Annotated in this window: 27 protein-coding genes; 14 read left to right on the top strand and 13 right to left on the bottom strand. The window is 60.8% G+C overall.

Features of this window, described 5'->3' with window-relative positions; genetic code table 11:
* Position 1: 1 nt before the first annotated feature.
* Together C7G41_RS12740 and C7G41_RS12745 are read right to left on the bottom strand one after the other, a co-directional pair.
* Positions 2-877 carry a phosphoribulokinase gene (locus tag C7G41_RS12740; protein WP_106942867.1) on the bottom strand — a complete coding sequence of 292 codons (876 nt, stop codon included), beginning with the start codon at positions 875-877 and terminating at the stop codon, positions 2-4.
* 12 nt (positions 878-889) lie between these two features.
* Entirely contained in the window at positions 890-1927 is a 1038-nt protein-coding gene (locus tag C7G41_RS12745; RefSeq protein ID WP_106942868.1) for a class 1 fructose-bisphosphatase, read from the bottom strand.
* Positions 1928-2047: 120 nt separating this feature from the next.
* Here C7G41_RS12745 and C7G41_RS12750 point away from each other — a divergent pair, with 120 nt between their 5' ends.
* Complete coding sequence (locus C7G41_RS12750; RefSeq protein WP_106942869.1) at positions 2048-3019, top strand: LysR family transcriptional regulator; 972 nt, start codon at positions 2048-2050, stop codon at positions 3017-3019.
* 247 nt (positions 3020-3266) lie between these two features.
* Here C7G41_RS12750 and C7G41_RS12755 read toward each other — a convergent pair whose 3' ends face one another.
* The 4 genes from C7G41_RS12755 to C7G41_RS12770 form a co-directional block, all read right to left on the bottom strand.
* Entirely contained in the window at positions 3267-3476 is a 210-nt protein-coding gene (locus tag C7G41_RS12755) for a hypothetical protein (protein ID WP_106942870.1), read from the bottom strand.
* 138 nt (positions 3477-3614) lie between these two features.
* Positions 3615-4034 carry a DUF4118 domain-containing protein gene (locus tag C7G41_RS12760; RefSeq protein ID WP_106942871.1) on the bottom strand — a complete coding sequence of 140 codons (420 nt, stop codon included), beginning with the start codon at positions 4032-4034 and terminating at the stop codon, positions 3615-3617.
* Between the two features lie 139 nt (positions 4035-4173).
* Positions 4174-5367: an MFS transporter gene (locus tag C7G41_RS12765; RefSeq protein ID WP_106942872.1), complete on the bottom strand. Its 1194-nt coding sequence runs from the start codon at positions 5365-5367 to the stop codon at positions 4174-4176.
* A gap of 52 nt (positions 5368-5419) precedes the next feature.
* Positions 5420-6040, bottom strand: coding sequence for a TetR/AcrR family transcriptional regulator (locus C7G41_RS12770; protein WP_106942961.1), 621 nt, complete (start codon positions 6038-6040; stop codon positions 5420-5422).
* 828 nt (positions 6041-6868) lie between these two features.
* Here C7G41_RS12770 and C7G41_RS12780 point away from each other — a divergent pair.
* On the top strand, positions 6869-8275 hold the full coding sequence (locus tag C7G41_RS12780; protein WP_199198335.1) for a site-specific integrase: 1407 nt from the start codon (positions 6869-6871) through the stop codon (positions 8273-8275).
* Between the two features lie 116 nt (positions 8276-8391).
* Here the strand turns inward: C7G41_RS12780 and C7G41_RS38740 are convergent, their stop codons facing one another.
* Positions 8392-8988, bottom strand: a complete 597-nt coding sequence (locus C7G41_RS38740) for a hypothetical protein (RefSeq protein ID WP_306768034.1) — start codon at positions 8986-8988, stop codon at positions 8392-8394.
* A 359-nt stretch (positions 8989-9347) separates the two neighbouring features.
* On the opposite strand from C7G41_RS38740, the gene C7G41_RS38745 reads away from it, so the two are divergent.
* Entirely contained in the window at positions 9348-9476 is a 129-nt protein-coding gene (locus C7G41_RS38745) for a hypothetical protein (protein ID WP_306768035.1), read from the top strand.
* A gap of 45 nt (positions 9477-9521) precedes the next feature.
* Here the strand turns inward: C7G41_RS38745 and C7G41_RS37345 are convergent, their stop codons facing one another.
* Complete coding sequence (locus tag C7G41_RS37345) at positions 9522-9686, bottom strand: hypothetical protein (protein WP_158268001.1); 165 nt, start codon at positions 9684-9686, stop codon at positions 9522-9524.
* Positions 9687-9835: 149 nt separating this feature from the next.
* Complete coding sequence (locus tag C7G41_RS38260; RefSeq protein WP_106942962.1) at positions 9836-10099, bottom strand: hypothetical protein; 264 nt, start codon at positions 10097-10099, stop codon at positions 9836-9838.
* Between the two features lie 428 nt (positions 10100-10527).
* Here C7G41_RS38260 and C7G41_RS36935 point away from each other — a divergent pair, with 428 nt between their 5' ends.
* The 3 genes from C7G41_RS36935 to C7G41_RS12810 are packed head-to-tail and all read left to right on the top strand — an operon-like array spanning position 10528 to position 11503.
* On the top strand, positions 10528-10848 hold the full coding sequence (locus C7G41_RS36935) for a hypothetical protein (protein WP_146159763.1): 321 nt from the start codon (positions 10528-10530) through the stop codon (positions 10846-10848).
* Positions 10848-11024: a hypothetical protein gene (locus C7G41_RS37750; RefSeq protein ID WP_199198336.1), complete on the top strand. Its 177-nt coding sequence runs from the start codon at positions 10848-10850 to the stop codon at positions 11022-11024. The genes C7G41_RS36935 and C7G41_RS37750 overlap by 1 nt, the downstream gene beginning before the upstream one ends.
* A gap of 32 nt (positions 11025-11056) precedes the next feature.
* Entirely contained in the window at positions 11057-11503 is a 447-nt protein-coding gene (locus C7G41_RS12810) for a hypothetical protein (RefSeq protein WP_146159764.1), read from the top strand.
* A 331-nt stretch (positions 11504-11834) separates the two neighbouring features.
* Here C7G41_RS12810 and C7G41_RS12815 read toward each other — a convergent pair whose 3' ends face one another.
* A complete protein-coding gene (locus C7G41_RS12815) occupies positions 11835-12428 on the bottom strand; it encodes a hypothetical protein (RefSeq protein WP_158268002.1) in 594 nt (197 codons plus the stop codon).
* 32 nt (positions 12429-12460) lie between these two features.
* Positions 12461-12982 (bottom strand): hypothetical protein, encoded by a 522-nt coding sequence (locus C7G41_RS12820; RefSeq protein ID WP_106942879.1) that lies wholly within the window; start codon positions 12980-12982, stop codon positions 12461-12463.
* Positions 12983-13628: 646 nt separating this feature from the next.
* Between C7G41_RS12820 and C7G41_RS12830 the strand changes: the two genes are divergently transcribed.
* From C7G41_RS12830 to C7G41_RS12840, 3 genes are read left to right on the top strand one after another with little or no spacing between them, the layout of a single operon-like run.
* On the top strand, positions 13629-13856 hold the full coding sequence (locus tag C7G41_RS12830; protein WP_146159766.1) for a hypothetical protein: 228 nt from the start codon (positions 13629-13631) through the stop codon (positions 13854-13856).
* Entirely contained in the window at positions 13838-15067 is a 1230-nt protein-coding gene (locus C7G41_RS12835) for a dicarboxylate/amino acid:cation symporter (protein WP_106942882.1), read from the top strand. The genes C7G41_RS12830 and C7G41_RS12835 overlap by 19 nt, the downstream gene beginning before the upstream one ends.
* On the top strand, positions 15064-15912 hold the full coding sequence (locus C7G41_RS12840) for an ABC transporter substrate-binding protein (protein ID WP_106942883.1): 849 nt from the start codon (positions 15064-15066) through the stop codon (positions 15910-15912). The genes C7G41_RS12835 and C7G41_RS12840 overlap by 4 nt, the downstream gene beginning before the upstream one ends.
* A gap of 765 nt (positions 15913-16677) precedes the next feature.
* On the opposite strand, the gene C7G41_RS12850 is transcribed toward C7G41_RS12840, so the two are convergent.
* Complete coding sequence (locus tag C7G41_RS12850; RefSeq protein WP_106942884.1) at positions 16678-16857, bottom strand: hypothetical protein; 180 nt, start codon at positions 16855-16857, stop codon at positions 16678-16680.
* A gap of 277 nt (positions 16858-17134) precedes the next feature.
* On the opposite strand from C7G41_RS12850, the gene C7G41_RS12855 reads away from it, so the two are divergent.
* The 4 genes from C7G41_RS12855 (at position 17135) to C7G41_RS12870 (ending at position 18567) form a co-directional block, all read left to right on the top strand.
* Positions 17135-17350, top strand: coding sequence for a hypothetical protein (locus C7G41_RS12855; RefSeq protein WP_106942885.1), 216 nt, complete (start codon positions 17135-17137; stop codon positions 17348-17350).
* Between the two features lie 191 nt (positions 17351-17541).
* The gene (locus tag C7G41_RS12860) at positions 17542-17904 is read left to right on the top strand and encodes a hypothetical protein (protein ID WP_146159767.1); all 363 of its coding nucleotides are present in this window, start codon (positions 17542-17544) and stop codon (positions 17902-17904) included.
* Between the two features lie 117 nt (positions 17905-18021).
* Positions 18022-18336, top strand: coding sequence for a hypothetical protein (locus tag C7G41_RS12865; protein WP_106942887.1), 315 nt, complete (start codon positions 18022-18024; stop codon positions 18334-18336).
* Between the two features lie 9 nt (positions 18337-18345).
* A complete protein-coding gene (locus C7G41_RS12870) occupies positions 18346-18567 on the top strand; it encodes a hypothetical protein (protein ID WP_106942888.1) in 222 nt (73 codons plus the stop codon).
* Between the two features lie 865 nt (positions 18568-19432).
* Here C7G41_RS12870 and C7G41_RS12875 read toward each other — a convergent pair.
* Positions 19433-19876: a hypothetical protein gene (locus C7G41_RS12875; protein WP_106942889.1), complete on the bottom strand. Its 444-nt coding sequence runs from the start codon at positions 19874-19876 to the stop codon at positions 19433-19435.
* 1038 nt (positions 19877-20914) lie between these two features.
* Here C7G41_RS12875 and C7G41_RS12880 point away from each other — a divergent pair.
* Positions 20915-21121: a cold-shock protein gene (locus C7G41_RS12880; RefSeq protein WP_106942890.1), complete on the top strand. Its 207-nt coding sequence runs from the start codon at positions 20915-20917 to the stop codon at positions 21119-21121.
* The last annotated feature ends 340 nt before the right edge of the window (positions 21122-21461 follow it).

Here is a 21461-nt window from a genome sequence, read left to right on the forward strand (position 1 = left end):
TTCACTTTAGGTTTCGCTTGCGCTCGATCAGCTGCATGATCAGCGGCGTCAGGATGAGCTGCATGGCAAGATCGAGCTTCGCGCCGGGGCACACGATCGAATTGGCACGCGACATCCAGCTTTGCGGCAGCATCGAGAGCAGATAGGGGAAGTCGATGCCGCGCGGGTTCTTGAAGCGGATCACGACCATCGACTCGTCCGGCGTCGGGATCCAGCGCGCGATGAACGGATTGGAGGTGTCCACCGTCGGCACGCGCTGGAAGTTGATGTCGGTCTCGGAAAACTGCGGGCAGATGTAGTGGATGTAGTCGGGCATCCGCCGCAGAACAGTGTCGGTGACGGCCTCGGTCGAATAGCCTCGCGCACTGCGGTCGCGATGCAGCTTCTGGATCCATTCGAGATTGATGACGGGCACGACGCCGATCTTGAGGTCGGCATAACGCGCGACATTGACCTTGTCGGTGACGACGGCGCCGTGCAGGCCCTCGTAGAACAGCAGGTCGGAGTTCTCCGGCAGCCGTTTCCATTCGGTGAAAGTGCCGGGTGCGGCGCTATGCGTCGCGGATTCTTCGGCATCGTGGACATAGTGCCGCGTCGTCGCCGTGCCGGTCTCGCCATAGTCGCGGAACGCCCGCTCCAGCTCCTCGAACAGGTTGGTCTCGGGGCTGAAATGGCTGAAATGCCTGTTGCCGCGCTCGGCCTCCTTGGCCATCTGCGTGCGCATTTCCGCGCGATCGTAGCGATGAAAGGCATCGCCTTCGATGTAGGCGGCGTTGACCTTCTCGCGGAAGAATATCTGCTCAAAGGTCTTCTTGACCGAGGTGGTGCCGGCGCCGGAGGAGCCAGTGATGGAGATGATCGGATACTTCCTGGACATGGAATGCCTCGCTCACAGCCGGAAGAAGCCGCGCCGCGCGAACAGCGGTGCGGAAACGCTGGCGACCAGCAAGGGATCGCAATGCAGTTCCTCGACGCGCTGCACCTCGTTGCTCGAGCCCATGATCAGCGGCACGCGCTGATGCAGGCTCTGCGCCGCGAGTTCGAGGATGCGTTCGCGCCCGGTCGAAGCCGAGCCGCCGGCCTGCTCGATGATGTAAGCCATCGGATGCGCTTCGTAGACGAGGCGCAGACGGCCGTCGCCATAGCCGGGCCGTGCATCGGAGGGATAGAGGAACACGCCGCCGCGGGTGAGGATGCGATAGGCCTCGGCAACCAGCGATCCGACCCAGCGCATGTTGAAATTGTGGTTGGCCGGACCTTCCACACCGGCGAGGCATTCGTCGACGAAGGCGCGCACCGGCTGTTCCCAATGCCGGCGGTTCGAGGCGTTGATCGCGAACTCCTCGCAGGTCTCCGAGATCTGCACGGCGCTGCGCGCGAGACGGAAGCAACCGGACTTGCGGTCGAGCGTGAAGATGTCGACGCCGTCGCCGAGCGTCAGCACCAGCGAGGTCTGCGGGCCGTAGGTGACGAACCCCGCCGCGAGCTGCGCCGAGCCGCGCTGATGGAAGGCGAGCGCAAGATCATCCGGCGCGGGCAGGATCGAGAAGATCGTGCCCACGGTCATGTTGATGTCGATGTTGGAGGAGCCGTCGAGCGGGTCGATCGCGATGCAGATCTTCGCCGCGCGATCACCGATCTGAGGTTCGCGCATCTCCTCTGACGCCAGTGCCGCGATCGGCAGCTTGCCGAGACAACGGCGCAGGATCGCGTCGGCCTGCACGTCGAGATCGCACTGGACGTCACCGTCGCTATTGCGGCCGGTGGTCAGGCCGGAGGCGTCCGCAAGGTCTCCGGTGGCGATGAGATCGGCGATCTCGATCGCGGCCGCCGCGATGGCATCGACCGCGGCCGCCACGGCCAGCGCATGCGGCGCCGTGTCAGAATACCGTTGAAGGTGGTCGTCCAGCCTGAGTTGCCCGGTCATCTGCGTCCATCCCCTTTGTTGGTGCCGCATCCAGTTCCCTCGCGCTGGAGGTCGGTGCGGTCAGTGCCAACAACGATGAGATTGACAGGGGAGGCTTAATAAGGAAAATTTCTATTCATAATGAGCGCCAAAGAAATATCTTATAATGCCCACTCGGCGGCGCAGCTCCGGCATCTCACGATCCGGCAGCTTCGCTCGCTTGCGGCGCTCTCGGCCAGAGGCAGCGTCACGGCAGCCTCGAGCCAGCTCGGCCTGACGCAGCCGGCCGTGACGCAGCAGCTGCGCCAGCTTCAGGATCTCGCCGGCCTGCCTCTGCTGCAGCGGACCGGCGACGGCATGCTGCTGACGGAGGCGGGCAAGGAGGTGCTGGCGCTCGCCGAGCGCGTCGAGGCCGCAATCGCGGACTGCCAGGGCTCGCTCGACCTGCTTGCGGGGCGGACCGGCGGCACGGTGCATCTCGGCGCGGTCTCGACCGCAAAATATTTCGTGCCGCACGCAATCGCGGCATTCTCGAAGCGGCATCCGAAGATCGAGATCAAGCTCACCGTCGGCAATCGCGAGGAGATCCGCGGAGCCATGCACGGCTACGACCTCGACTTCGCGGTGATGGGTCGGCCACCGGCCGATGTCAGCGTCGACGTCCGCCAGCTCGGGCGCAATCCGCATATCATCGTCGCGCGCAAGGGGCACTGGCTCGAGAACGATTCCGGCCTCAACCTGACCGACCTCGTGCATGAGACCTTCCTCACCCGCGAGCCCGGCTCGGGCACGCGGACGCTGATGGAAGGCATGTTCCAGAGGTCGGATCTCGAGCCGATCATCGGCATGGAGATGAGCAGCAACGAGACCATCAAGCAGGCGGTGATCGCCGGGCTCGGCATCGCCTTCATCTCGGCCCACACCGTGGCGCACGAGCTCACCGAGGGCCGGCTCGTCGTGCTCGACGTCGCGGGCCTGCCGATCGTGCGGCAATGGTATGTGATCCGCCGCAGCGACAAGGTGCTGTTGCCGCCGGCGCAGGCGATGTTCGATTTTCTGGGCTCGGAAGGGTCGAACTATCTTCCCGAATTGCCCGAATTCGGCGCGCGATAGCCTACCGAAGTTCAGCCCATCAGCTTCATCGCGACCGTGGCCGCAAGAATGACGATGATCTGGAGCAGGCGCTCGGTCGTGAAGATGCGGTTGAAGGTGGTCATCGCTTGCCCCGGCCGAATTGGGATGTCTCGGTCGGGACGTTGCTAGCACAGGCGGGCGTCGAGATAACTCCGTAGTCGACCCGTGTTTTCCGTGCACGCCCCGACGACGCGGGCCTGCCCAAGGCCGCGCCGATGGTTAACGATCAGGCCGCACGGGTAGCAGCGTAATCCATCCGCGCGGCGAAATAGGCTTCCAGCTCCAGCAGCGCCCGTGCTTCCCAATCCCTCGCCTGCTCGAGCAGCGACCAGCTCTGGCCTGGGCGGAATGCAGCGGTCTGGCGATAGAGCGACGCGATACCGCGGTAGCGGCGCACGTTCTCCAAGATGGCGTGACCGGTGATTTGGCCGTTCATGTCCGAAAACTCCCTCGTCATTCCCGGGGGAGAAATTGCGGCCAAATCTTTTTCGAAAAGTTAGCGCCGCGCGGCAAGCGCGCGAATGGTTTCCGGACTGTTGCCCGCGCGCAACGAGCGCGGCCGCGCAAGGCCGGTCTATTGCGAATTCGTTGCCGCGCTCTCGCTGCGCGGCTTCAACCCGCCGCGGCTGATGATCGCCATCGTCTCGCGGCAGAGATCGGCAAGGCCGATCACCAGCACGGCGAGCAGGCAGAACAGCTTGATGGAATCGGCATGCGCGCTGGTCAGCGAATTGAATTCGAAGAAGGGCGGCATGAACGCCCACCACACCAGCGGAATGGTGAGCAATGCGGCAAACGCCGCAGCTGGCACGCCCGCGACGATACCGAGCACGAACAGGCTTGGCAGGAATACCGCGAAATAGAGTTTTGCGCCGAGCGCGACACAGGCGCCCTGGAGCGCAGCCGACATTGCGACAACGAGGAATCCAAGCAGAAACGCCTGCCATGACCACGGTCGTACCCGCAGTACGCCAACCAGCCCCGCACGCCTCATCAGCCTCCCCCTGCCGCCCGTTAACCAGGCTCGCTTGCGACCAAAGTACTACACCGGCAGGGAAACTGCGAGGCGGAAATTGCCGGCGGGACGGCCTTGGTAAACGGGCCGAATCGCACGACTTGGGCGGCCCCGGCCCCTATTCGGTGGCCGCATAGATCAGGCCTGCGACGGGCAGCGCGAGGCCAATGGCCGATGCGAGCGTCCAGCCGCCTTGCGCAAACGCCCAGGCGCCGACCGCCGAGCCCGCCGCGCCCGCGGTGAAGAACGTCGCCATGTAGAGGCCGTTGAGCCGGCTGCGATGCTCATGCCCCAGCGCGAAGATCGCGCGGAAGCCGAGCACGACGTTGCCCTGCACGCCGATGTCGATCGCGATCGCGGCCACGACCAGGCAGGCGAGGTTCAGCACCGATCCGGGCGCGCCGATATGCGTGATCAGGAAGCCCACGGCCGCCAGCAGCAGCGCGACCAGCGTTGCCATGCGGCTGTGGCCGCGATCGGCAAGCCGCCCCGCGATCGGGGCCGCGAACACGCCGGCGACACCGGCAAGCGCGAACAGCGCGATGCCGCGCTGAGTGAAGCCGAATTCGCTGGCGAGCAGCAATGGCGTCACGGTCCAGAACAGGCTGAAGGCGCCGAACAGGCTGGCCTGGTAGAGCGCGCGGCGGCGCAGCAGCGGCGTGGTCCGCACCAGATGCGGCATCGACAGCAGCAACGCGCCGTAATGCATGCGCGCGACCGGCTTGCGCTTCGGCAGCGTCATCCAGAGCACGGCTGCGAGCACGATCATCAGCCCGGCCGAGCAGAAGAACACCGCGTGCCACGACAGCACCGCCGTGACGAAGCTCGACACCGGCCGCGCCAGCATGATGCCGAGCATCAGGCCGGTCGAGACGTTGCCGACGACGCGGCCGCGAATGGCTGCTGGCGCAAGATGCGCCGCATAGGGGATGATGATCTGCACCGCGACCGAGCCGAGCCCGATAAACAGCGCGGCGATCAGGAACGGCAGCGCGTGGGACGCGAAGCCCGCGGCGAGCAGCGCTGCGGCGCCGAGCGTGATGACCGAGCAGATCAGGGTACGGTTCTCGACGAGGTCGCCGAGCGGCACGATGAAGAGAAGCCCCACGCCGTAGCCGATCTGCGTCATGGTGACGATCAACCCCGCCGCCGCGTGCGACAGGCCGAGCGCGGCGCTGATCGGCGCGATCAGCGGCTGGGCGTAATAGATGTTGGCGGCGACCATGCCGCAGGCCGCGGCAAGCACGAAGGTCAGTCGCTGCGACACCGCAGCCGGATCCGGCGCGGTCTCGATCGTGGCATTCATCGTCATTCACACGGTCTCCAGATATAGGAAACGCTTGTTTCCTAATATGACAAATAATTCAGGCGAGCAGCTTCATGGCGACGGCGACCAGGCGCTTGCCGTCGAGCGACAGGCGCGCCTTGCCGACGACGCGCAGACCCTGCGTGATGCAGATCATCAGGCGCGCGGTGTCGTCGGCGGCGACATGGCGGGGAATCGAGCCGTCGGCCTGCCCCTCGCGAATGAGACTGGCGATGAAGTTTTCGTTGGTTTCGAGTCGCGCGCTGACGAGGGCGGCGACCACCGGATCGACCGCGGACAGTTCGACCGCGCTGCCGACCACGAGGCAGCCGCGCCGCCCCTCGCTGCCCTGGGAATGCTCCACATACGAAAGCAGCAGGTTGCGCAGCCGCTCGCGACCATTGGCGCCTTGCGCCGCGGCGCTGCGGGTCTCCTCCTGGCGCAACGCGACGTAGCGCTCGAAGGCGGCGAGAAACACCGCATGCTTGTCGCGAAACGCCTTGTAGACGCTGCCGGTCGCTAGCCGCATCGCCGCGGTGAGATCGCCGATCGAGGTGGCATGATAACCGCGCTCGGAGAACACGCGGACGGCCCTGTCGAGCGCGGTGTCCATGTCGAACTCCCGGGGACGTCCGGGCGGACGGGCAATTGGCTGGGATTTGCGGGCGGCTTTTTGCATTGCGGGATAATAGGGAATGATTGTTTCCGAATAAAGACATTCGAAAAACAACTGGTTGTGATGAGGGTGTGTCCAAACTGGAAGCCACCAACTCCGGCGTCGTCCTGGCCTAGTGCGCAATTGCGCACGGGGGGCCAGGACCCATTACCCCGGGGAGGGGTTTGGCGAAGACTCGCTCGGTGGGATTGATGCCGCCTCAAATCGACAGACCTCGCGGTATGGGTCCTGGCCCCCCGTGCGCAATTGCGCACTAGGCCAGGACGACGTTTGAGGTTGTTGCGCCAACTCGCAGACACGGTTTCGCAGCCTCGCGGCGCGTTTCGCCCGAGCTTGCTCGATCTATTCACCCCCTTGTCCAAGAGGGCGCAGGGAAGGCCGGGTGCCGGCCGGCACCCGCGGTCCGCTGCGCGAAAAGCACACGCAGGAAAACCGCACAGCAGCATACAGGTGGTGCCAATCACTCGGCCTTCCCTGCGCGATGGTTGGACGGCTTATGCCGTGCTCTCCCGGGAGCCGAGTTCCTTCTGGCCTCCCTCGCCTTCGCGAAATTCACCGACACCGCGCCGGTTGACGCGCATGCCGCATCCGCAAGAGCTTGACCGTAGCAACGACGGCCAGGACCACACGTCTATATTTTGGTACTCGGTGAAACACGCCGAAACTAACAAAAGACTTTAAAACAAGCGCTTTTCTACTACCCTGATGCAGGCTGTTTCAGCGGGCTTCACCAAATTAAGGGCCCGGCCCTAAGCCTTTCAGCGTCCGCACGACAAACTGAAAGCCCCAAAGCCGAGCCCTTTGGTCCCAAGCCTTAGGAGCCGAAACCACATGAATAGTACCATTGTCCCCTGCCCCCTTGGCAAGCGCGGCCGCAACAGCAGCGTCATCCTGACCGACCGACTGTGCGAGAAGCGCGTCGCCAAGCGGACCAAGCTCTACGACCGCAAGTGCCCCGGTCTCTACGTCAGCATCACCACGGCGGGCGCGGCGACCTTCTCGTACAAGTTCACCGACCGGCAGACCGGGAAGCAGCGTACCGGCTGGCTCGGCGTCTACAATCCCGAGGCTTTTACCGTCGAGGACGCCCGCAGCAGGGTCTACGGCCTCAAGGGACTGGGTACCGAGGCTCTCGCCGAAACCTTCCGCGACCAGAAGACCGCAAAAGCGAGGCGCGGCAAGACCGTCGCCGAGATCATCGAGGAGCGGATCGAGTGGATGAAGACGCCAGTCAAGAAGCCGGATGGCGAGATGCGGCCCCGGCTGGAGGCTTGGGAAAATACGGCGAGCCACCTGCGCCGCTTCCTCGGTGCGAGGCTTGGCAAAACACTCGCGAGAGACGTCACTAAGCATGACATCGCAACACTCTCGAATGACATCGTCGCGGGGAAGTTCGGCAAGCCCTCCGTCAGCAACGCCCGTCATATGCGCAAGGCAGCTTCGGGGCTGTTCAACTGGGCGGCGGAGGCGGGCCGCGACTATGTGACCGCCAGTCCTTGCATTAACCTGCCGAAGCTAGATCCGGAACACCCGCGCACCCGAGTCCTGTCGGAGCATGAGATCAGGATCTTCTGGCGTGGTCTCGACCGCAGTGATCTGCCCTATGACCGCCGCACCCGCCTCGCCCTCAAGTTCGAGCTGGTGACTATGCTGCGCTCACGCGAACTGCTCGGTGCGCATCGGAATGAGCTGTTCGACCTCGACGGCAAACATGCGCGCTTGGACGTACCTCTCAAGCGGGTCAAGAAGCGGCGGGTGATTCAGCAGCCCTTGTCGGAGTTGGCCGTCGAGATCATCAACGAGGCGCTGACCTCGAATGATCAGCAGTTCGTATTCGAAAGCTCGATGTACAAGGGCCAGCCGATCCACCGCAAAGCGATGGCAAACGCCTTGCGCGGCACCAAACACGAGAAGAACAAGGACAAGACCAAGACGCCCGGCCTGTGTGAGCTGTTGGGCCTCAAACCGTTCACGCCGCACGATCTGCGGCGGACAGCGGCGACGTTGGCCGGGGATCTCGGCTTTGACGATGCTGCCATTGCCAAATGCCTTGACCACGCCGTGACGAAGAAGGGCGACACCATCGTGCCGACGGTTACGGGCAAGGTCTACAACCACTCCCGACGGATGAAAGAAAAGCGTGCAGTACTGGACGGAATCGCCACCGAGCTGCGGCGGATCGTGGGCGCGCCTGTCGCTAAGGCTCTAGGAAAAGAGGGGCAACGGCTCGCCGCCTGATTGCTTAGGCAGACAGATTCCGAGCCCGGCCCCCATCCCTGTCCTTTTCCAGCCGATTCCTCGGGCGGTCAACGGAGGCGAGCGACCGGAGCCGCTCGCCCGAGTTGTCGCGCTGACTATGCCGTGCGCCCGGTGCGCTGTGCGGCTTCGTCCTTGCTGCCGACGTGCGTGACGCCTTTGAGCACTTGGTTCACGGCGCGCGGATTTATCACATATGCCGCTGCGATCTCGTGCTGGTACTGCCCGCTCCAGCGGCGCAGCCAGACGTCAACAGCTTCCTCGAATGTGAACTTAGTTTTACGGGGTTGGTTGTCTTGAACGACCGGACTAGCCACGCTAGGGTCTCCTTCGTGGTGACGGACATGCGAAAGCATCTCCTGTGAGAAACGCCACGGAAAGCCGAGCCCGCCTGCGAAGTGTGCTCGGCTTTTCCATGCGTGATTTAGCAAACTGCCAAAGCACTCGCCCATTAGGTCAAAGCCGTCAGGGTCGCGCAAGGTGGCGCGTAAAGTCATCCGTTTCAAGGGATTGCGGGATAGTTCCCCACGATTTACAGGCAAAACGCGATTCGCCGTCCCCATGCCAACATGCCCTACCCGCAAAAGATCACCTTCGGTGAGATGCGCGCCATGGGCGTGCGCGGCGTCCTGGTCTATTGCCGTCACCGCTGCGGCCACCACACCGAAATCAGCGCGGACGGCTGGGCTGACCACGTCAGGCTCTCCGACATCGAGCCGCGCTTTCTATGCCAGCGCTGTTGCAAGCGGGGCGCCGAGATCAGGCCGAACCACAACCCAGCCAAGATGGGGACCGGCTCCCGGTGAACAGCCGGCTGGTGGGTTCAAGCCCGGGCTCACCTTCCTTCCTCTTTAACGATGCCTGTAAGGCTCTCCAGCTGACTTGCCAGTGCCGTCCAGCTTCGTGAGATGCTCGTTAGAACGGTCGTCCGGCGGGGTGAATTCCCGGGTTCAGTGGCGCGTAATTTGTAGTCTGCGGCATAGACACGGCATTGTTCAGCGGTCGGCACTTTTTCCCCCTGCGCCTCTCAGCTCACCCGGTGATGGCTGAGAGCATGACGATCATCATCACCATGCTGGCGATCCGCCACAAAGAGGAGAAGCGCGATGCAGCTGTGTGGTTTTTTGCCGCTATGCAATTTGCGCCGGATCTGCCGCTAGTGGTTGCCGAAACGCGCGGCTGACCTTTTTGGTAAGCCAATTGACGATGCATCGGGTAAGCCGAGAGATCAGTTCAAGGCGCGCTGGGTGAGCTTCCGGATCAAGCCGCGCAGGCTGTTGATGTATTCCTGGACCAGTTGGCGGGCCTCAATCATCCGCGGCAAAACATGCTCGCGCTGGAGGTCGGTGTCGTCCTTGGGCAGCTCGGAGGGTGGATTTTGTGTCTGTCGCATCGATTCGACGTGAATGAAAGTTACAGCTCGCTCGACTATGCAGGCGATTTCAGACCTGTCCTTCCGGGTTATGTGGGCCCGAGGCTCGCCCGGCACTTAGCGTGGATTATCCGCAGCAAGGTGCCGGGCCTGCGCCCGCATGCAACCGCTTATCGCCGCACCCCAACGCGATTGACGCCACCATTCATGTTGCCACCAGCGTTGTGACGGACCGCGGCGCGCGCCACCGGACGAGCCCCGAGCACTACGCCGGGCCGGGCAACGCACCCGCCGGGATACCCAACATAGGTGCAGTACACGACCGCGTTAGCCGGCATTGGAGTAAGCGCGAGACCGGCAAGCCCAAACAGGACGCTGGCGACAATCCCAGTGGCTGCCGCTGAGTTGATCGAAAGACGCTTCCATGGACGCATAGCGAAACCTCCTTTGGCGCTGCTGATGACGAGGGTCGCTTCAGCGGCGTTTGACATTGCTGATCGGCGCGGCATCGATGCCGTTGACCTATATCAATGGAACGTCAGTCCGAGTTCGCGAGCGCCCAGCGCGATACCAGCTGTCGGAGCGCTTCGAGACCAGCCCCTCCAGTCCCATCAGACAGGCGTGCCGAAACAGATCCGGGCCGAGACCAATCTGACGCGGTTGCTCGCGCGCCGGGTCGACGGCATCCACGTTGCGCCCGGTCATGTGTCGTGAAGACGGCCCACCGCAACAAACAATTGTCCGCCTTTAACAAGCACATCTCTTTGCAAACGCCTATTTTGGCGAAGTGCAGCGCTGCGGTATCGGTGCGGCCCTCACTTATGCATCCAGCCCGCAACGCCACCTTTTAGGATCTTCAGTTTTGAAAGATTGCAACACGTCCGCGTCGACGCTGATTGAATTGAGAATTTCCCAAGCCTACGTCAGACTCTGCTCCCTTCCCGAGGGCGGTCCTCAAGCATCGGTTTCCGTCGCTTCGATCGGCAGCTATGAGATCCGGATGTTGGCGAATCCGGCGGCCGATGTTGATAGCACGCCGCTATTTTGGCTGGAGTTGATCGATCACGGCACCAAAACATCTGTCGACAGCTTCTGTTGCTATCAGATCCAAGACGCTGTGCCGGTAGTCCACGATTTCTTCAAGCAGGTGGATGATTCGAACAAACCCGGTGACACCTGCTGATGAAGGACTATCGAACCCATTTGGAAACCCTGCGCCAGCAGGCGGCCGAGGCAGCCTTAATCAGCGCTCTGACAACCGTCCGGCACAAGCGGGAGCTGTTCGCGAAGCATGCACAACACTTAGATGCGCTGGCGGATGAGGTTGAGCACGCAAATGAACAGGCGCCGCCGGCATAGGTAGTCAGCCGAAAGCTTAGGATCCGCGCGAGTTGGCACGCATTGAGAAATCCATGCGGGCCGATCCTCAGAAAATCACCTTCGGCGAGATGCGCGAGATGGGCGTGCGCGACCTGCTGATCTACTGCCGCCACCGCTGTGGCCACCACGCCGATGTGCCAATCCATTGCGGTGGCTCACCGCTGTGGGTCGACTTTTTCGGCGAGCGCCCAACCAGTTATGCAGCGGCAGCAATTACCGAAGCCATCCTTGTCGAGGATGACGAAAATCGTAACGTCTTCGACATCTTCGCGCGCACGAAGTATCTGGCCGATGGCGATAGCACTCTCAACGTCCTCGCTGAAAAGGCATTTATGGCACCAGTGCGCTGGGTGTTCCCTCCATTCATTGAATGGCGAATCTCTAAGAGGCCCACTGCCACGCAGATCGATCCATTCGATCTTGCAATGCAAGTCACGCTGTGGAGGCACCCAAGTTGACCAAATCCGGATGTCCAAGGCGTTCTCAGCATGTTTGTTGTATTCGGGTCGTTATCGGGGATGCCCTTTGAATAAACGAGACCTTTGATCACACGGGCTTCCCGCGCCTGCATGACGGGCACGGGATGTTTTTCCGACCGCCGCCAGAAGAAGAATCGCATTGCTGACCCTCAAAACAAGAATCACGCTCGAAAGCCTGGCGCGTTCGGTTGCGACCTCGCTACTTTGATGTCCACCACCATTTTTTTCCTGCTTCGGTTGATGTTGCGTCGGGATCATCGCTCGCACATACGCGCCCCCCGGCCGCGGCGCTTGAAAGCAGCGCTTGGTGTCAGACGGCCCCATCGTCGCGCTTCGTCGCAGCCGGTTGGGGTACGGGTGTCGGACGCGAAGGCTCGCTATAGGACTGGGTGCCGCTACCGCTGTAGGGCTGGGTCGTCCCTTTCGGGCTCATGCTGACGATGCAGTGGGAGAACACCGTTGTCACATCACGCGACCCTGACAGGTACATCGACCAAGGCCGCTCGTTACCTTCCTTGAACCGCACCCAGAACGTCGTGGCCCCCGCGAACGTTTCCACGAAATTCACCGATAGATCAGGCCGCACTTCAAATTCGACCATGCCGCCAGTCGGCCTGCCAGCTGCTGGATTGTAACCGTATGCGTTCCCGTCGAGCAGGGGCACCTGGTCGAATCCGACCGTCATCGGAATCGGTGTGCGATCCGTCGGAAAGCGCCAGCTGGCCTTGAAGATTTGCACGGTGAGGCCGGGCCTTCCGATGAAATGCTTCACCATGACCGAACTGCGCTCGATTTGATTCACGATGGTGGACATGCCGCAAGCACCGGCTTCCCGTGAATAAAATGCCTGCCAGTAGCCCGAGCTGTACAGCTCTTCCGCCGATGCTAAGCGGGTCGCGGCCATCAATAATACAGCGGCTCCAAGGAAGGACCGTCTCATAGGCTGCCTGCCTGCCCCAATGGGATGCTGGGCTTGTTGCCATAGGGCTGCGTCGGTTGCGCGGGCGTCGGTTGCGGCAATGACGGTTGGGCGAGCGTGGGCTGCGGTAACGGGGTGGCGCAGCGCGCCGATGCCTGCATCAGTAGCATGTTGCCTTTCTTACGGTCGTACAGCCACTCCATGTAAGTGAGGCTGCCTTCGTCGCGGCGGACTTCGCCGATCATGTAAAGGTGCGAGGCGCGGACGAGTGAACCCTGCCATTGAATCTTGCGTCCATCGCTCGCATCTTGAATGGCGTACTGCTCACTGCGCGAAACCACCAGACCATCGCGGCGCTTGTGGAAGATGCGCCAAGCGTGGTCGTCAGGGGCATATCGGATCTCAACACCGACGACCGGGTTGCTGTCACGCGGATCGTCACCGAGCGCGACCTGTGGCGCTCCGCAGTTCAACTCAATCGCGAATGCCGCAACGGTGCTGACCAGAAGAGCTGGGACGGCAAGTAAAAATCGCTTCATCTTAACGGGTCCTTGAACTCAGAACATCGCGATGATGCGGTTGACGCATCACCACGGGAAACGCTTCGATTGTATGAAAGAAGAGACCGGTTGAACTGTCACAAATTCGCAGCCCGATCTTGTGATGGCGCGCCAGAAATTTGCTTGTTTGCGCCAATGATCGACGAGCCCGGCCCCCGTCGGGCCTAGCTATTTTCGCGATCTCAGGCACCTGTGGCTATGCCGTCTCCATTACCCGGCTAAACGCCGGGCGCGTCCGGTTCTTGACCTTGATCCAGTTCGGGGACGGGCCCCCGCGGTACCAGCTGCCGCAAGCTTAGACACCAGACCCACTAGGCCAAGCTTGCAGGCGCAATCCTTCTCACCTCGTGTCGGGTAAGGAATTGCTCGGCATATTGGTACGGGAGTCGGTGAAGATCTTCGCAGTGGGGCACAGAGCAGCTTCCAGAACTGGCGAGCACGTAGAAAGCCCCAGCGTCGCTGATTTGATGGACAAGTGATGTTTCAATCGGGGCCGGCCCGATCAGGCTTTCCGCTCCGTTGCAAAAGAGCGGTTCCGTCTCACTGGCCATTGATCCACATCAAGAGAGCCTTCTGCTTTTCTTGCGTTCCATTCTACGTAGTTGCGACTGTGTTGGAGAGAACCATGGCCCTAGCAACTATTGCCTATCTGGCGAAGCGATACACGGCGCTCGAAACGGAAACCGCGGATGCACTGCGAGATCGTCCGGCGGACGACATCGCGATCGCTCATCGGGAGTATCGCAAGCTGACAATTGCAGACGAGATCCAGAATTTTCATCGATTGATCGAGCGTCACGTTAGGCGACTCATTCACCAGCCAAAGGCAATCGATTGCTGCGCCAACTCCTGAGAATCGTCACGCATCCGGCGACCATCATTGCGGGGGTCGTCTCTGGTCTGCTGTTCGGATTCTATCTGCCCGAGCCCGCCCACGCGCTGGTGCCGTTCGCGAAACTTTACGTTGCCCTGCTGTCGATGAGCATGTTGCCCATCCTGGTGACGGCGCTCACCTGGGGCATCGGACAGATGTTGCGCAACGCGACGACCCGCGCGCTCTTCCCGCGCATGACTTTGTCCTATCTGCTGCTGCTGCTGATTCCGAGCGCATCGGCGGTGCTCGTGTGCATCGGTCTGAGCCCGGGCGAGAGTTTGGGCGAGGGCGCTGCCGCGGCGCTCGGCCAGCAGCTTGCCAGTGAGCCGGCGGTGGTGTCCGGCGGTCCGATCATGGCATTCCTGCAGGGCATGGTGCCGTCGAATATCTTCGCGGCGCTGTCGGGGGCGCAGTTCATCAGCATCGTTTTTTTCTGCGTTCTGCTCGGACTGGCCCTCGGCGTTATCGAGTCCCCCGGTGCTGACGAGACACTGCGGATCCTGAACGCCCTCAACGAGGCATTTGCGACCATCTTCCACTGGGTGCTGATCCCGCTGCCGCTCGGCCTCTTCGCCCTCGGCGCGGCTCATGTGGCGGAGGCCGATCGGGAGTTGCTGGGTGCGCTAGTACGCTACGTCGGCTATTTCTACCTGGCAGGACTGTTGGCGGTAGCCGGGCTAACGGCGGTTCTGTCGATCGTATGCCGCAAGGCGCCCTGGCGGGTCCTGTCCGATCTCAGCCAGCCCCTCGTGATCGCCTTTGCCACCGACAACCCCCTGGCTGCACTGTATTCGGCGATCGAAGTGCTACAGGAGCGGTTCCGCGTAGACCGCAGCGTCGTCGACACAGTGACGCCGTTTGGCGTCCTCGCCAACCAGCACGGCCAGGTTCTGCTGTTGACCTTTACTGTGCTTTTTCTCGCGCAGGTCTACGGCATTTCGCTTGGCACGGCCGCGACAGTCATCGTTGCGGTTTCGTGCCTGATTTCGGGCGCGGCGGCAGTCGGAGGGGGACCGGCGCTGGCGACCATCCTTGCGCCGATCCTATTGAATGCGAAGATCCCCGATGCGCTGGCGGTCGTGGTGCTGGCGACCACGCAGCCCGCGGTCGCGCCGATGGTCTCGCTGCTTACCGTGCTGGGTACGGCGGCGCTGACTGTCATTACGGGGGAGCCGAGGAAAAGCGCATGAATGCGAGATCGTGGCGCATACGGGTGATGGGCGCGTTGTTGGCGTTGGCGGTCCTGCCGCCGGTCCTATCCGCGACGACGGTGCTTTCGAGCTTTCCCGATATTCGCCAAGTGCAGGAGCGTGGCGCGCTACGCGTCGGGCTGGTCGCCAAGGAAATTCCGCCACTACTGGTTACCGGAAGCGACGGCGAGCCTTCCGGCATCGAAATTGCCATGGCGAATGGCCTTGCAAGGCGCCTGGATGTCAGGCTTGAGTTCGTGCGCACTGCCGCGACCCACGATGAACTGGTGGCCCAGGTAGCCGCGGGCGAAGTGGACGTTGCGGTGTCATCGGTGACGCGGACCGTTGAACGGGCCAAAATGGTGCGCTTTTCGCGCCCGTACCTGACCCAGTCGGTGGCCGTTGCGTTGAACCGGGTGCGGGCGTTGCGTGACAATATTGCCTGTCCGAATACGCCAGCCGATGCGGCGGCCCTGGCGGCGCGGCCGGACGGACTCGGCATCACGCGCGGGGGTGCCTACGAACAGGCGCTGCGCAACCAGGATAGCAAAATCAATCCGGTGGTCTTCGACACCGGAAAAGATCTCTATCACGCGCTGGAAACCGACGGGCTGCTCGCCGGTCTGGGCGGCGAGATCGAGTTGCGCCAGTTGTTCGCCGAGCACCCGGCGGCTCGTATCAAGCTCAAGCTTTGCCTGGTGGGCGAGCAGAGGGACCAGATCGCCGTTGCTGTGCGGCCCGACGCTCCCAATCTCACCGCGTGGATCGATGTCGTTCTGGACAATGTCGGCTTGCAGCTGAAGCCCAGCGGCATCTTCACCCTCGGTACCGACTGGAGCTTCTGAGCGATACGGCGTACCCAGACTCGGCGCACTCATCAGGACCGGTTATCCGACGACACCCGTGGCCAGCACCGGCGCTAGGGGCCGTTCTACTCGGTCGCTCGTCAAAGGTGGCCCCAACGGCCGGTCGACGTTCAAAGCGCGGTGGGCCGCTTTTGAGCCAATGTCCGCTTTGCTTAAACAGCGGTCGGGCCAAGTTCGGCTCGACGTCGGCACTAGCGACAGCCGACGGGCTAAATGTCGCCGCCACCGCCTGTAAGGCGTGGAACCGCCGAAGTGTGGGATTGTTTGTCAAGCTAGGTGGAGGGCGTGCAAAGAGGATGCGCCTTTGGAATGACTCACTTGGTATTAGTCGTAGACGATGATGCCAGCGTACTCGAAGTCATCGCGGACATGCTGGAAGACCTTGGTTGTGAGTCGTCACGGGCGCAAGCGGCGCAGAAGCCCTCGACCAGCTGAGTTCGAACAACCGCATCACGATCTTAATCACCCACATCAACATGCCAGTAATTGACGGCCATGAGTTGGCCGGGCGGGCGATGCGACTCAACCCTGCGCTGCGGGTCCTTTAACTGTCTGGTCGCGAGCGACGGCGCGACCGGTTTCCTATCCAGGAAACCGTTCTCCGAAGAGGACCTGCGCGAGAACATTAAACGAACGACGGGCGTTTGTTGAACGACGTCTATAGCATCACCACCGCCCAAACCGCGATCATCGCCCTGGTCGCGTCCCTATGTGGGCAAAGACTTCTAGCGCCAACACGGCGGCTTAACGTTGCGTCCGAGCCTTCTTGGCGGCGTCGAGCCCCAGCTCCACCAGCCTTCTAATCGCCTCCGAGAGGTTCGGCAGATCAGCCTCCCGGCGCCGCCAGCCATCGACCTTTTCAATCAGGCTGGAGGGAATCACCATGTGCAGGCGCTGCACGTTATCGTCGAGCCTTTTTGGCATTTGGAACTCCGATTTTTGTTGTGCATCGAGGGCATCATGTGTATGATGTGATTATCAGATCGGAACACAGAAAACAACAGGAGCAGACCAATGAAATTAACTTTGTTCGTCGGCGGCCTGCTGGCCAACCAAGTGCTCGCGATCATCACGATCCGGTACAGGGCTGATCTGATCATGCCGATGCTCTCCTAGCGCTCGACACCCGGCGGCCCTGCGGGCCTACCGGGGTTGCGGTGTCAGTGAACCCTGACACTGGAGAAGGATCGTGAAACGTCTAATGACTGCCGCAACCGTCCTGCCGGGCCTGTTGGTCGCGCTGCTCATTGTCACCGTCATGCCGGGATCTTCGGCCTTGGACATGAACATCGATGTCGGCATCAAGGTTTTCGCTTTTTACCTCGCCTTCGTCGCTTGGGCAGTGCTTAGCGTCCTGCTGGTGAACGTCATGTTCGCCCCGTGGACGCTCGACGGCGGTTCGGCGGTGCGCAAATGAGGCTGATCAACAAGCTGCTTGATTTTCTGGTGCTCGCCTTCTGCGAAGCCAGCGCCCATCCGGACGACCCGGAAGACTGAACAACATCACTCAACCCCGGCGGTCGCGAGACCTACCGGGGTTCAGACGACAGCGAATGGTCCCAGGGCCGGAGACGAACAATTTTTCGCAAGATCGTACTGACCGCCGCCGTGCTGGCGGCCTGTCTCACTGCGGCTAACGCTGCCCCGCTCACCAAGGCTGACAAGGGTTACGTCAACATTGCCATGGGCAGTGTCGTCTTCTTCGGCAAGTGCGATGGTTACAGCGCTGTCGACGAGAGCATGGTCAAGCTTGGCGATAAGCTCGACATCTCGGATGACATCCCGTCCGCGACTGGAGCCGCCATTAAGGTGCTCTTGGATCTCGACTATGAGCACGACGACCTGATCCCGGAAGTCACCCAGTTTGCGACGGGCGCGCTGAACACTTTCCTCAAGGAGAGCAAGGCGAAAAACTTCTGCTCCTCAATGGGCAAGACCTTCGTCGACAACGACATGGTGACCAAGGACTAAACCGCGATCAACTCACTCACCCCCGGCAGCCGCAAGGCCTACCGGGGTTGAGGTGTCAGGGAATGGCCCCGATAAAGGAGAAAGCAAGTGAGGATTGGTAACAAGGAAATCAGAAGTATGCAGGGCGTCTGGCTGGTGGACGTCATTTGGGACGACGGTCGCAAGGCTACGCTGCCGACGGCCCACCGCCGCTTCTTCGACAGCGCCACCAAGCGCTACCAGCACAACAACGCCGGTATGTTGAAGTACCCCGGCAAGTTGAAAGCTTGGAAAGAGGCAATCGTCAAACACGGCGCGGTCGTAATGACCGACGACGACTGGACCGGGCGTACACCGAAACAGAACGGATATTCCGACGTGTTCGCCATTACCGATCTGCGACTGGACGACGATGGTTCTGATCACAGCTTCACGGTTACCCGGTGGCTGTAGAAGCAGACGATGACCTTACCCCCGGCGGCCTTATGGCTGACCGGGGTTGAGGTATCAGGAAAACCTGACAACGGAGAAGCAGATGAAACGTTTGTTACTGCCGCCACCGTTCTGTCGGCCCTGTTTGCCACACTGCTCGTCATTACCGTCATGCCGGGATCATCCATCTTAGACTTGGATATCGACGTGGGCATAATAGTTCTCGCCTTTTACGTCACGTCCATCGTTTGAGCAGCCCTAACCGTCCTGCTGGTGAACGTCTTCTTCACTTTGTGGAGCGCTCGCGGCCCCCCCGAGCTTGAGGGATCAGTGAACTCTGAGAAGGGAGAAAGAATTGACAAACGCAAACGAACGCTATGAGGAGTGCGTTGAAGATCGGGTAGAAGTAATCGAAGCACGAATTCGCCGGCTGAATGAATTGCTCAAGCAACTACAGTTTAAAGCACCAGCGAAGGAGGCCAGACACTAATCTTCCTTCCCCGTCGGCTTAGGCCTACCGGGGTTGCAGTGTCACGGGATCGTCCCAGCCATCGTGATCAATGATCACCAGCCTCACCGGTACCTACCTGATCACCCGCGATACGTTGGCGGACATCAAGCCATCTTTCGAACTCGACACCAATATTGTCTCGCCACCTCCAGACGAGCCGACATTTGCCAACTGTATGAGATCTGTCGAACGTGTCGGAAGACAATTATGGGTAACTCTCGGCCTTCAAAAAACAGCAAACCATCTACGGAATGTTGATTCATGTGCAGCCCTCAGTCCGTTGCCGCGCTGGCTTTGACTTTTAGGAACAGAATGCTGACTCAACATCGAGCGTATCTCTCAGCAATCGGCGTGAATATCGGGAACCCGAGTTACAGTTAAACGGCCAATTTCAATTAGATGGTTGGTAAGTGCGGACCGCACATTGCCAGCGCCTGCCGTCACGTCATCGCTGCGACGCGAAGGCGCATGGTCGACGAGCATCACGCAAGGGATGAGGCGGGGCTAGTTCATGCCTGTCAGGCGGAAAGCGACCAATCTTAGGACCACGCACAGCATTTGACGGCACAAATTGAGCCCCCGTGGAGAAAGAATTGGATGCCACAATCAAGGACCCGCATCTCCACATTGGACGCCTCCGGCTGTGACGGGGTGGGCCGCTCCCGCGGTCGTCGGCGGCGTGTAGTCTGGAAATTTACTGAGTAGAGTAGCTTTAACAAACTCGAAACGGGTAATCTCGGTGGTCAATTCCTTGAGACGTCGCTGCCCTTCGGATATCTCGGCTGTGAGGATGTTTTGGTGATGGTTGTTGAGCGGCTCGCGCTCCAGATACTCGTCATCTCCGCTGCCGATAGTCACCGCTGCCCGCGCGAGGACATCATCGACTCGTTGGCTCAAGCCAAGCTTCTCAACCTCCGCCGCATGCAATGCGTAGTCAATTGCCGCTATGATAAAGCCCCCACGGGCGGTACCGGCGTCCCTCCCCTGGGAACGGGCCCAGGAAACAGCGCTTTTCAAGGCCAAGCTAAGATAAATTCCCAAATCGCTCATCAGATCTGGCTTCTTCTTTATTGAAGGAGTCGGAAGAGCCTCTGTACAATCATTTCTCGCCGAGTGAGGCACGGTAGCTCGATGCACTCTAATGCATTTTGGTCAGACTAGAGTGGGCTCTTGCCTGGAACTATTGTCCCAGAGGACATTGTGCCAAAGGTGATGAGACGGTCGATTGGTGCCAGACGGTCGACGAGATTGAGCCGACCCCGCTTAGGTCCTACTCGCAAGTTTCACCCCTTGAACTTCCCGTAAAATCGGCATGTACAGTCCCGCCAATTGACGCTGGCGGACCGCCATTTTGTGCTTCCAGTGTTCCGAGTTGACGCCTTTTATTGCGCCACTTAGATCGATAGGGGCGTCTAGATCGCTTTGATCCTCACACAAATCACGCAAATGATCATAAAAACGGGCAGAGCGTCCCGAAGAACTATATGGCCAGCTAGTCACTTTCCAGTCGCGAACTCGCGGTTTGGGTCCGTATCTCGTCCGAATGGGGTAATAGGACCTTTGATTTGGCGCTATATCGCGGCGCGATGTAGCCGCCTTCAGATCGTCCTCTCAGTTTTCGCCGCGGCTTCCACCTCAATCATTTCGTCGCCTTCAGCCGGCGGATCGCCGCGCACAGTCAGTCGCTCTCCTGTTGGCGCGTAGAATCGGGCTGGCTTAGCAACGGTGGCATCTGAGAGCGTGGCGCAGGTGGTCTTTGACTACGATGCGCCACGAATTGTTTGCTGCGGGTGAATACAAGACCAAGCAACCCGATCACTATTGAAACAGCCCCCGCAATCATTAGCCAATGCGGCAACATGAGCGACCAAAGCAAATCCATTTGTTTCCGCCCTAGCGTCAGCCGGGACTCACCCACCTCCACGCTTCCGGCCCGTCGGGCAAGGCCGCCGGATCGGTCGACTTCACGTTTGCCCCCTCATAAGAAACACCTTGGTTCTTCCGCAATTCGATTGATCTGAATCAAACTTACGCCGAACTAGGTCCGCTTTGAATTGTTTCCGTTGGCTCAAAAACCGGAGTGCGGACGTGGCTATAGGCGTTGTGAAGTGGTTCAATGCGACCAAGGGATTCGGGTTCATCCAGCCCGATGACGGCGGCCAAGATGTTTTCGTGCATATTAGCGCAGTGGAGCGCGCTGGCCTGTCGGGCTTAGCCGAGGGACAGAAGCTCTCCTACGAGCTAAAAGTGGATTCAAAGCGAGGGAAGAGCAGCGCGGAAAATCTGCGTGTTTGACTCCCGGCAATCACCACAATCTCAGATTGTCACGGTGAATGGTCAGCACACCTCGTCCAGGTATTCGACGTCCCGATTGCGAGCGGCGGGTATCAAGGCGGTGTGCTGGTTGCTCACGAAGCGGACCCGCGGGATGGCAAGATCGTCATTCGTAATCTCAAGGGGCCGTCCAAGAGGGCATTGGCAAAAAAGTGGGCGCGAATTGCGTTAGGTGTGCCCTTCGGCGCTTCCAACCTTGAGGTCATAAGAGTCCCCGAGCTGACAATCGCCACCATCCCGCAGCAGTAGGTTGCTGGCGACGGCGAGCTCGTCACGCAGACGCCAATCCAGATCTCCGTAA

The sequence above is a fragment of the Bradyrhizobium sp. MOS002 genome (assembly GCF_003020115.1).
In the GTDB taxonomy this organism is placed as follows: Bacteria; Pseudomonadota; Alphaproteobacteria; order Rhizobiales; family Xanthobacteraceae; genus Bradyrhizobium.

What these genes read in the sequence shown, in the direction of transcription:
- C7G41_RS12760 (WP_106942871.1), bottom strand. Translation starts at nt 4,034, where the DNA reads ATGAGGCGTGCGGGGCTGGTTGGCGTACTGCGGGTACGACCGTGGTCA.
- C7G41_RS12870 (WP_106942888.1), top strand. Translation starts at nt 18,346, where the DNA reads ATGACCTTACCCCCGGCGGCCTTATGGCTGACCGGGGTTGAGGTATCA.
- C7G41_RS37750 (WP_199198336.1), top strand. Translation starts at nt 10,848, where the DNA reads ATGAAGGACTATCGAACCCATTTGGAAACCCTGCGCCAGCAGGCGGCC.
- C7G41_RS37345 (WP_158268001.1), bottom strand. Translation starts at nt 9,686, where the DNA reads ATGCGACAGACACAAAATCCACCCTCCGAGCTGCCCAAGGACGACACC.
- C7G41_RS12855 (WP_106942885.1), top strand. Translation starts at nt 17,135, where the DNA reads ATGACTGCCGCAACCGTCCTGCCGGGCCTGTTGGTCGCGCTGCTCATT.
- C7G41_RS12745 (WP_106942868.1), bottom strand. Translation starts at nt 1,927, where the DNA reads ATGACCGGGCAACTCAGGCTGGACGACCACCTTCAACGGTATTCTGAC.
- C7G41_RS12865 (WP_106942887.1), top strand. Translation starts at nt 18,022, where the DNA reads ATGCAGGGCGTCTGGCTGGTGGACGTCATTTGGGACGACGGTCGCAAG.
- C7G41_RS12740 (WP_106942867.1), bottom strand. Translation starts at nt 877, where the DNA reads ATGTCCAGGAAGTATCCGATCATCTCCATCACTGGCTCCTCCGGCGCC.
- C7G41_RS12820 (WP_106942879.1), bottom strand. Translation starts at nt 12,982, where the DNA reads ATGAAGCGATTTTTACTTGCCGTCCCAGCTCTTCTGGTCAGCACCGTT.
- C7G41_RS38745 (WP_306768035.1), top strand. Translation starts at nt 9,348, where the DNA reads ATGACGATCATCATCACCATGCTGGCGATCCGCCACAAAGAGGAGAAG.
- C7G41_RS12765 (WP_106942872.1), bottom strand. Translation starts at nt 5,367, where the DNA reads ATGACGATGAATGCCACGATCGAGACCGCGCCGGATCCGGCTGCGGTG.
- C7G41_RS12875 (WP_106942889.1), bottom strand. Translation starts at nt 19,876, where the DNA reads ATGAGCGATTTGGGAATTTATCTTAGCTTGGCCTTGAAAAGCGCTGTT.
- C7G41_RS12750 (WP_106942869.1), top strand. Translation starts at nt 2,048, where the DNA reads ATGAGCGCCAAAGAAATATCTTATAATGCCCACTCGGCGGCGCAGCTC.
- C7G41_RS12815 (WP_158268002.1), bottom strand. Translation starts at nt 12,428, where the DNA reads ATGGCCGCGACCCGCTTAGCATCGGCGGAAGAGCTGTACAGCTCGGGC.
- C7G41_RS12850 (WP_106942884.1), bottom strand. Translation starts at nt 16,857, where the DNA reads ATGCCAAAAAGGCTCGACGATAACGTGCAGCGCCTGCACATGGTGATT.
- C7G41_RS12830 (WP_146159766.1), top strand. Translation starts at nt 13,629, where the DNA reads ATGGCCCTAGCAACTATTGCCTATCTGGCGAAGCGATACACGGCGCTC.
- C7G41_RS12755 (WP_106942870.1), bottom strand. Translation starts at nt 3,476, where the DNA reads ATGAACGGCCAAATCACCGGTCACGCCATCTTGGAGAACGTGCGCCGC.
- C7G41_RS38260 (WP_106942962.1), bottom strand. Translation starts at nt 10,099, where the DNA reads ATGCGTCCATGGAAGCGTCTTTCGATCAACTCAGCGGCAGCCACTGGG.
- C7G41_RS12770 (WP_106942961.1), bottom strand. Translation starts at nt 6,040, where the DNA reads ATGCAAAAAGCCGCCCGCAAATCCCAGCCAATTGCCCGTCCGCCCGGA.
- C7G41_RS12840 (WP_106942883.1), top strand. Translation starts at nt 15,064, where the DNA reads ATGAATGCGAGATCGTGGCGCATACGGGTGATGGGCGCGTTGTTGGCG.
- C7G41_RS12780 (WP_199198335.1), top strand. Translation starts at nt 6,869, where the DNA reads ATGAATAGTACCATTGTCCCCTGCCCCCTTGGCAAGCGCGGCCGCAAC.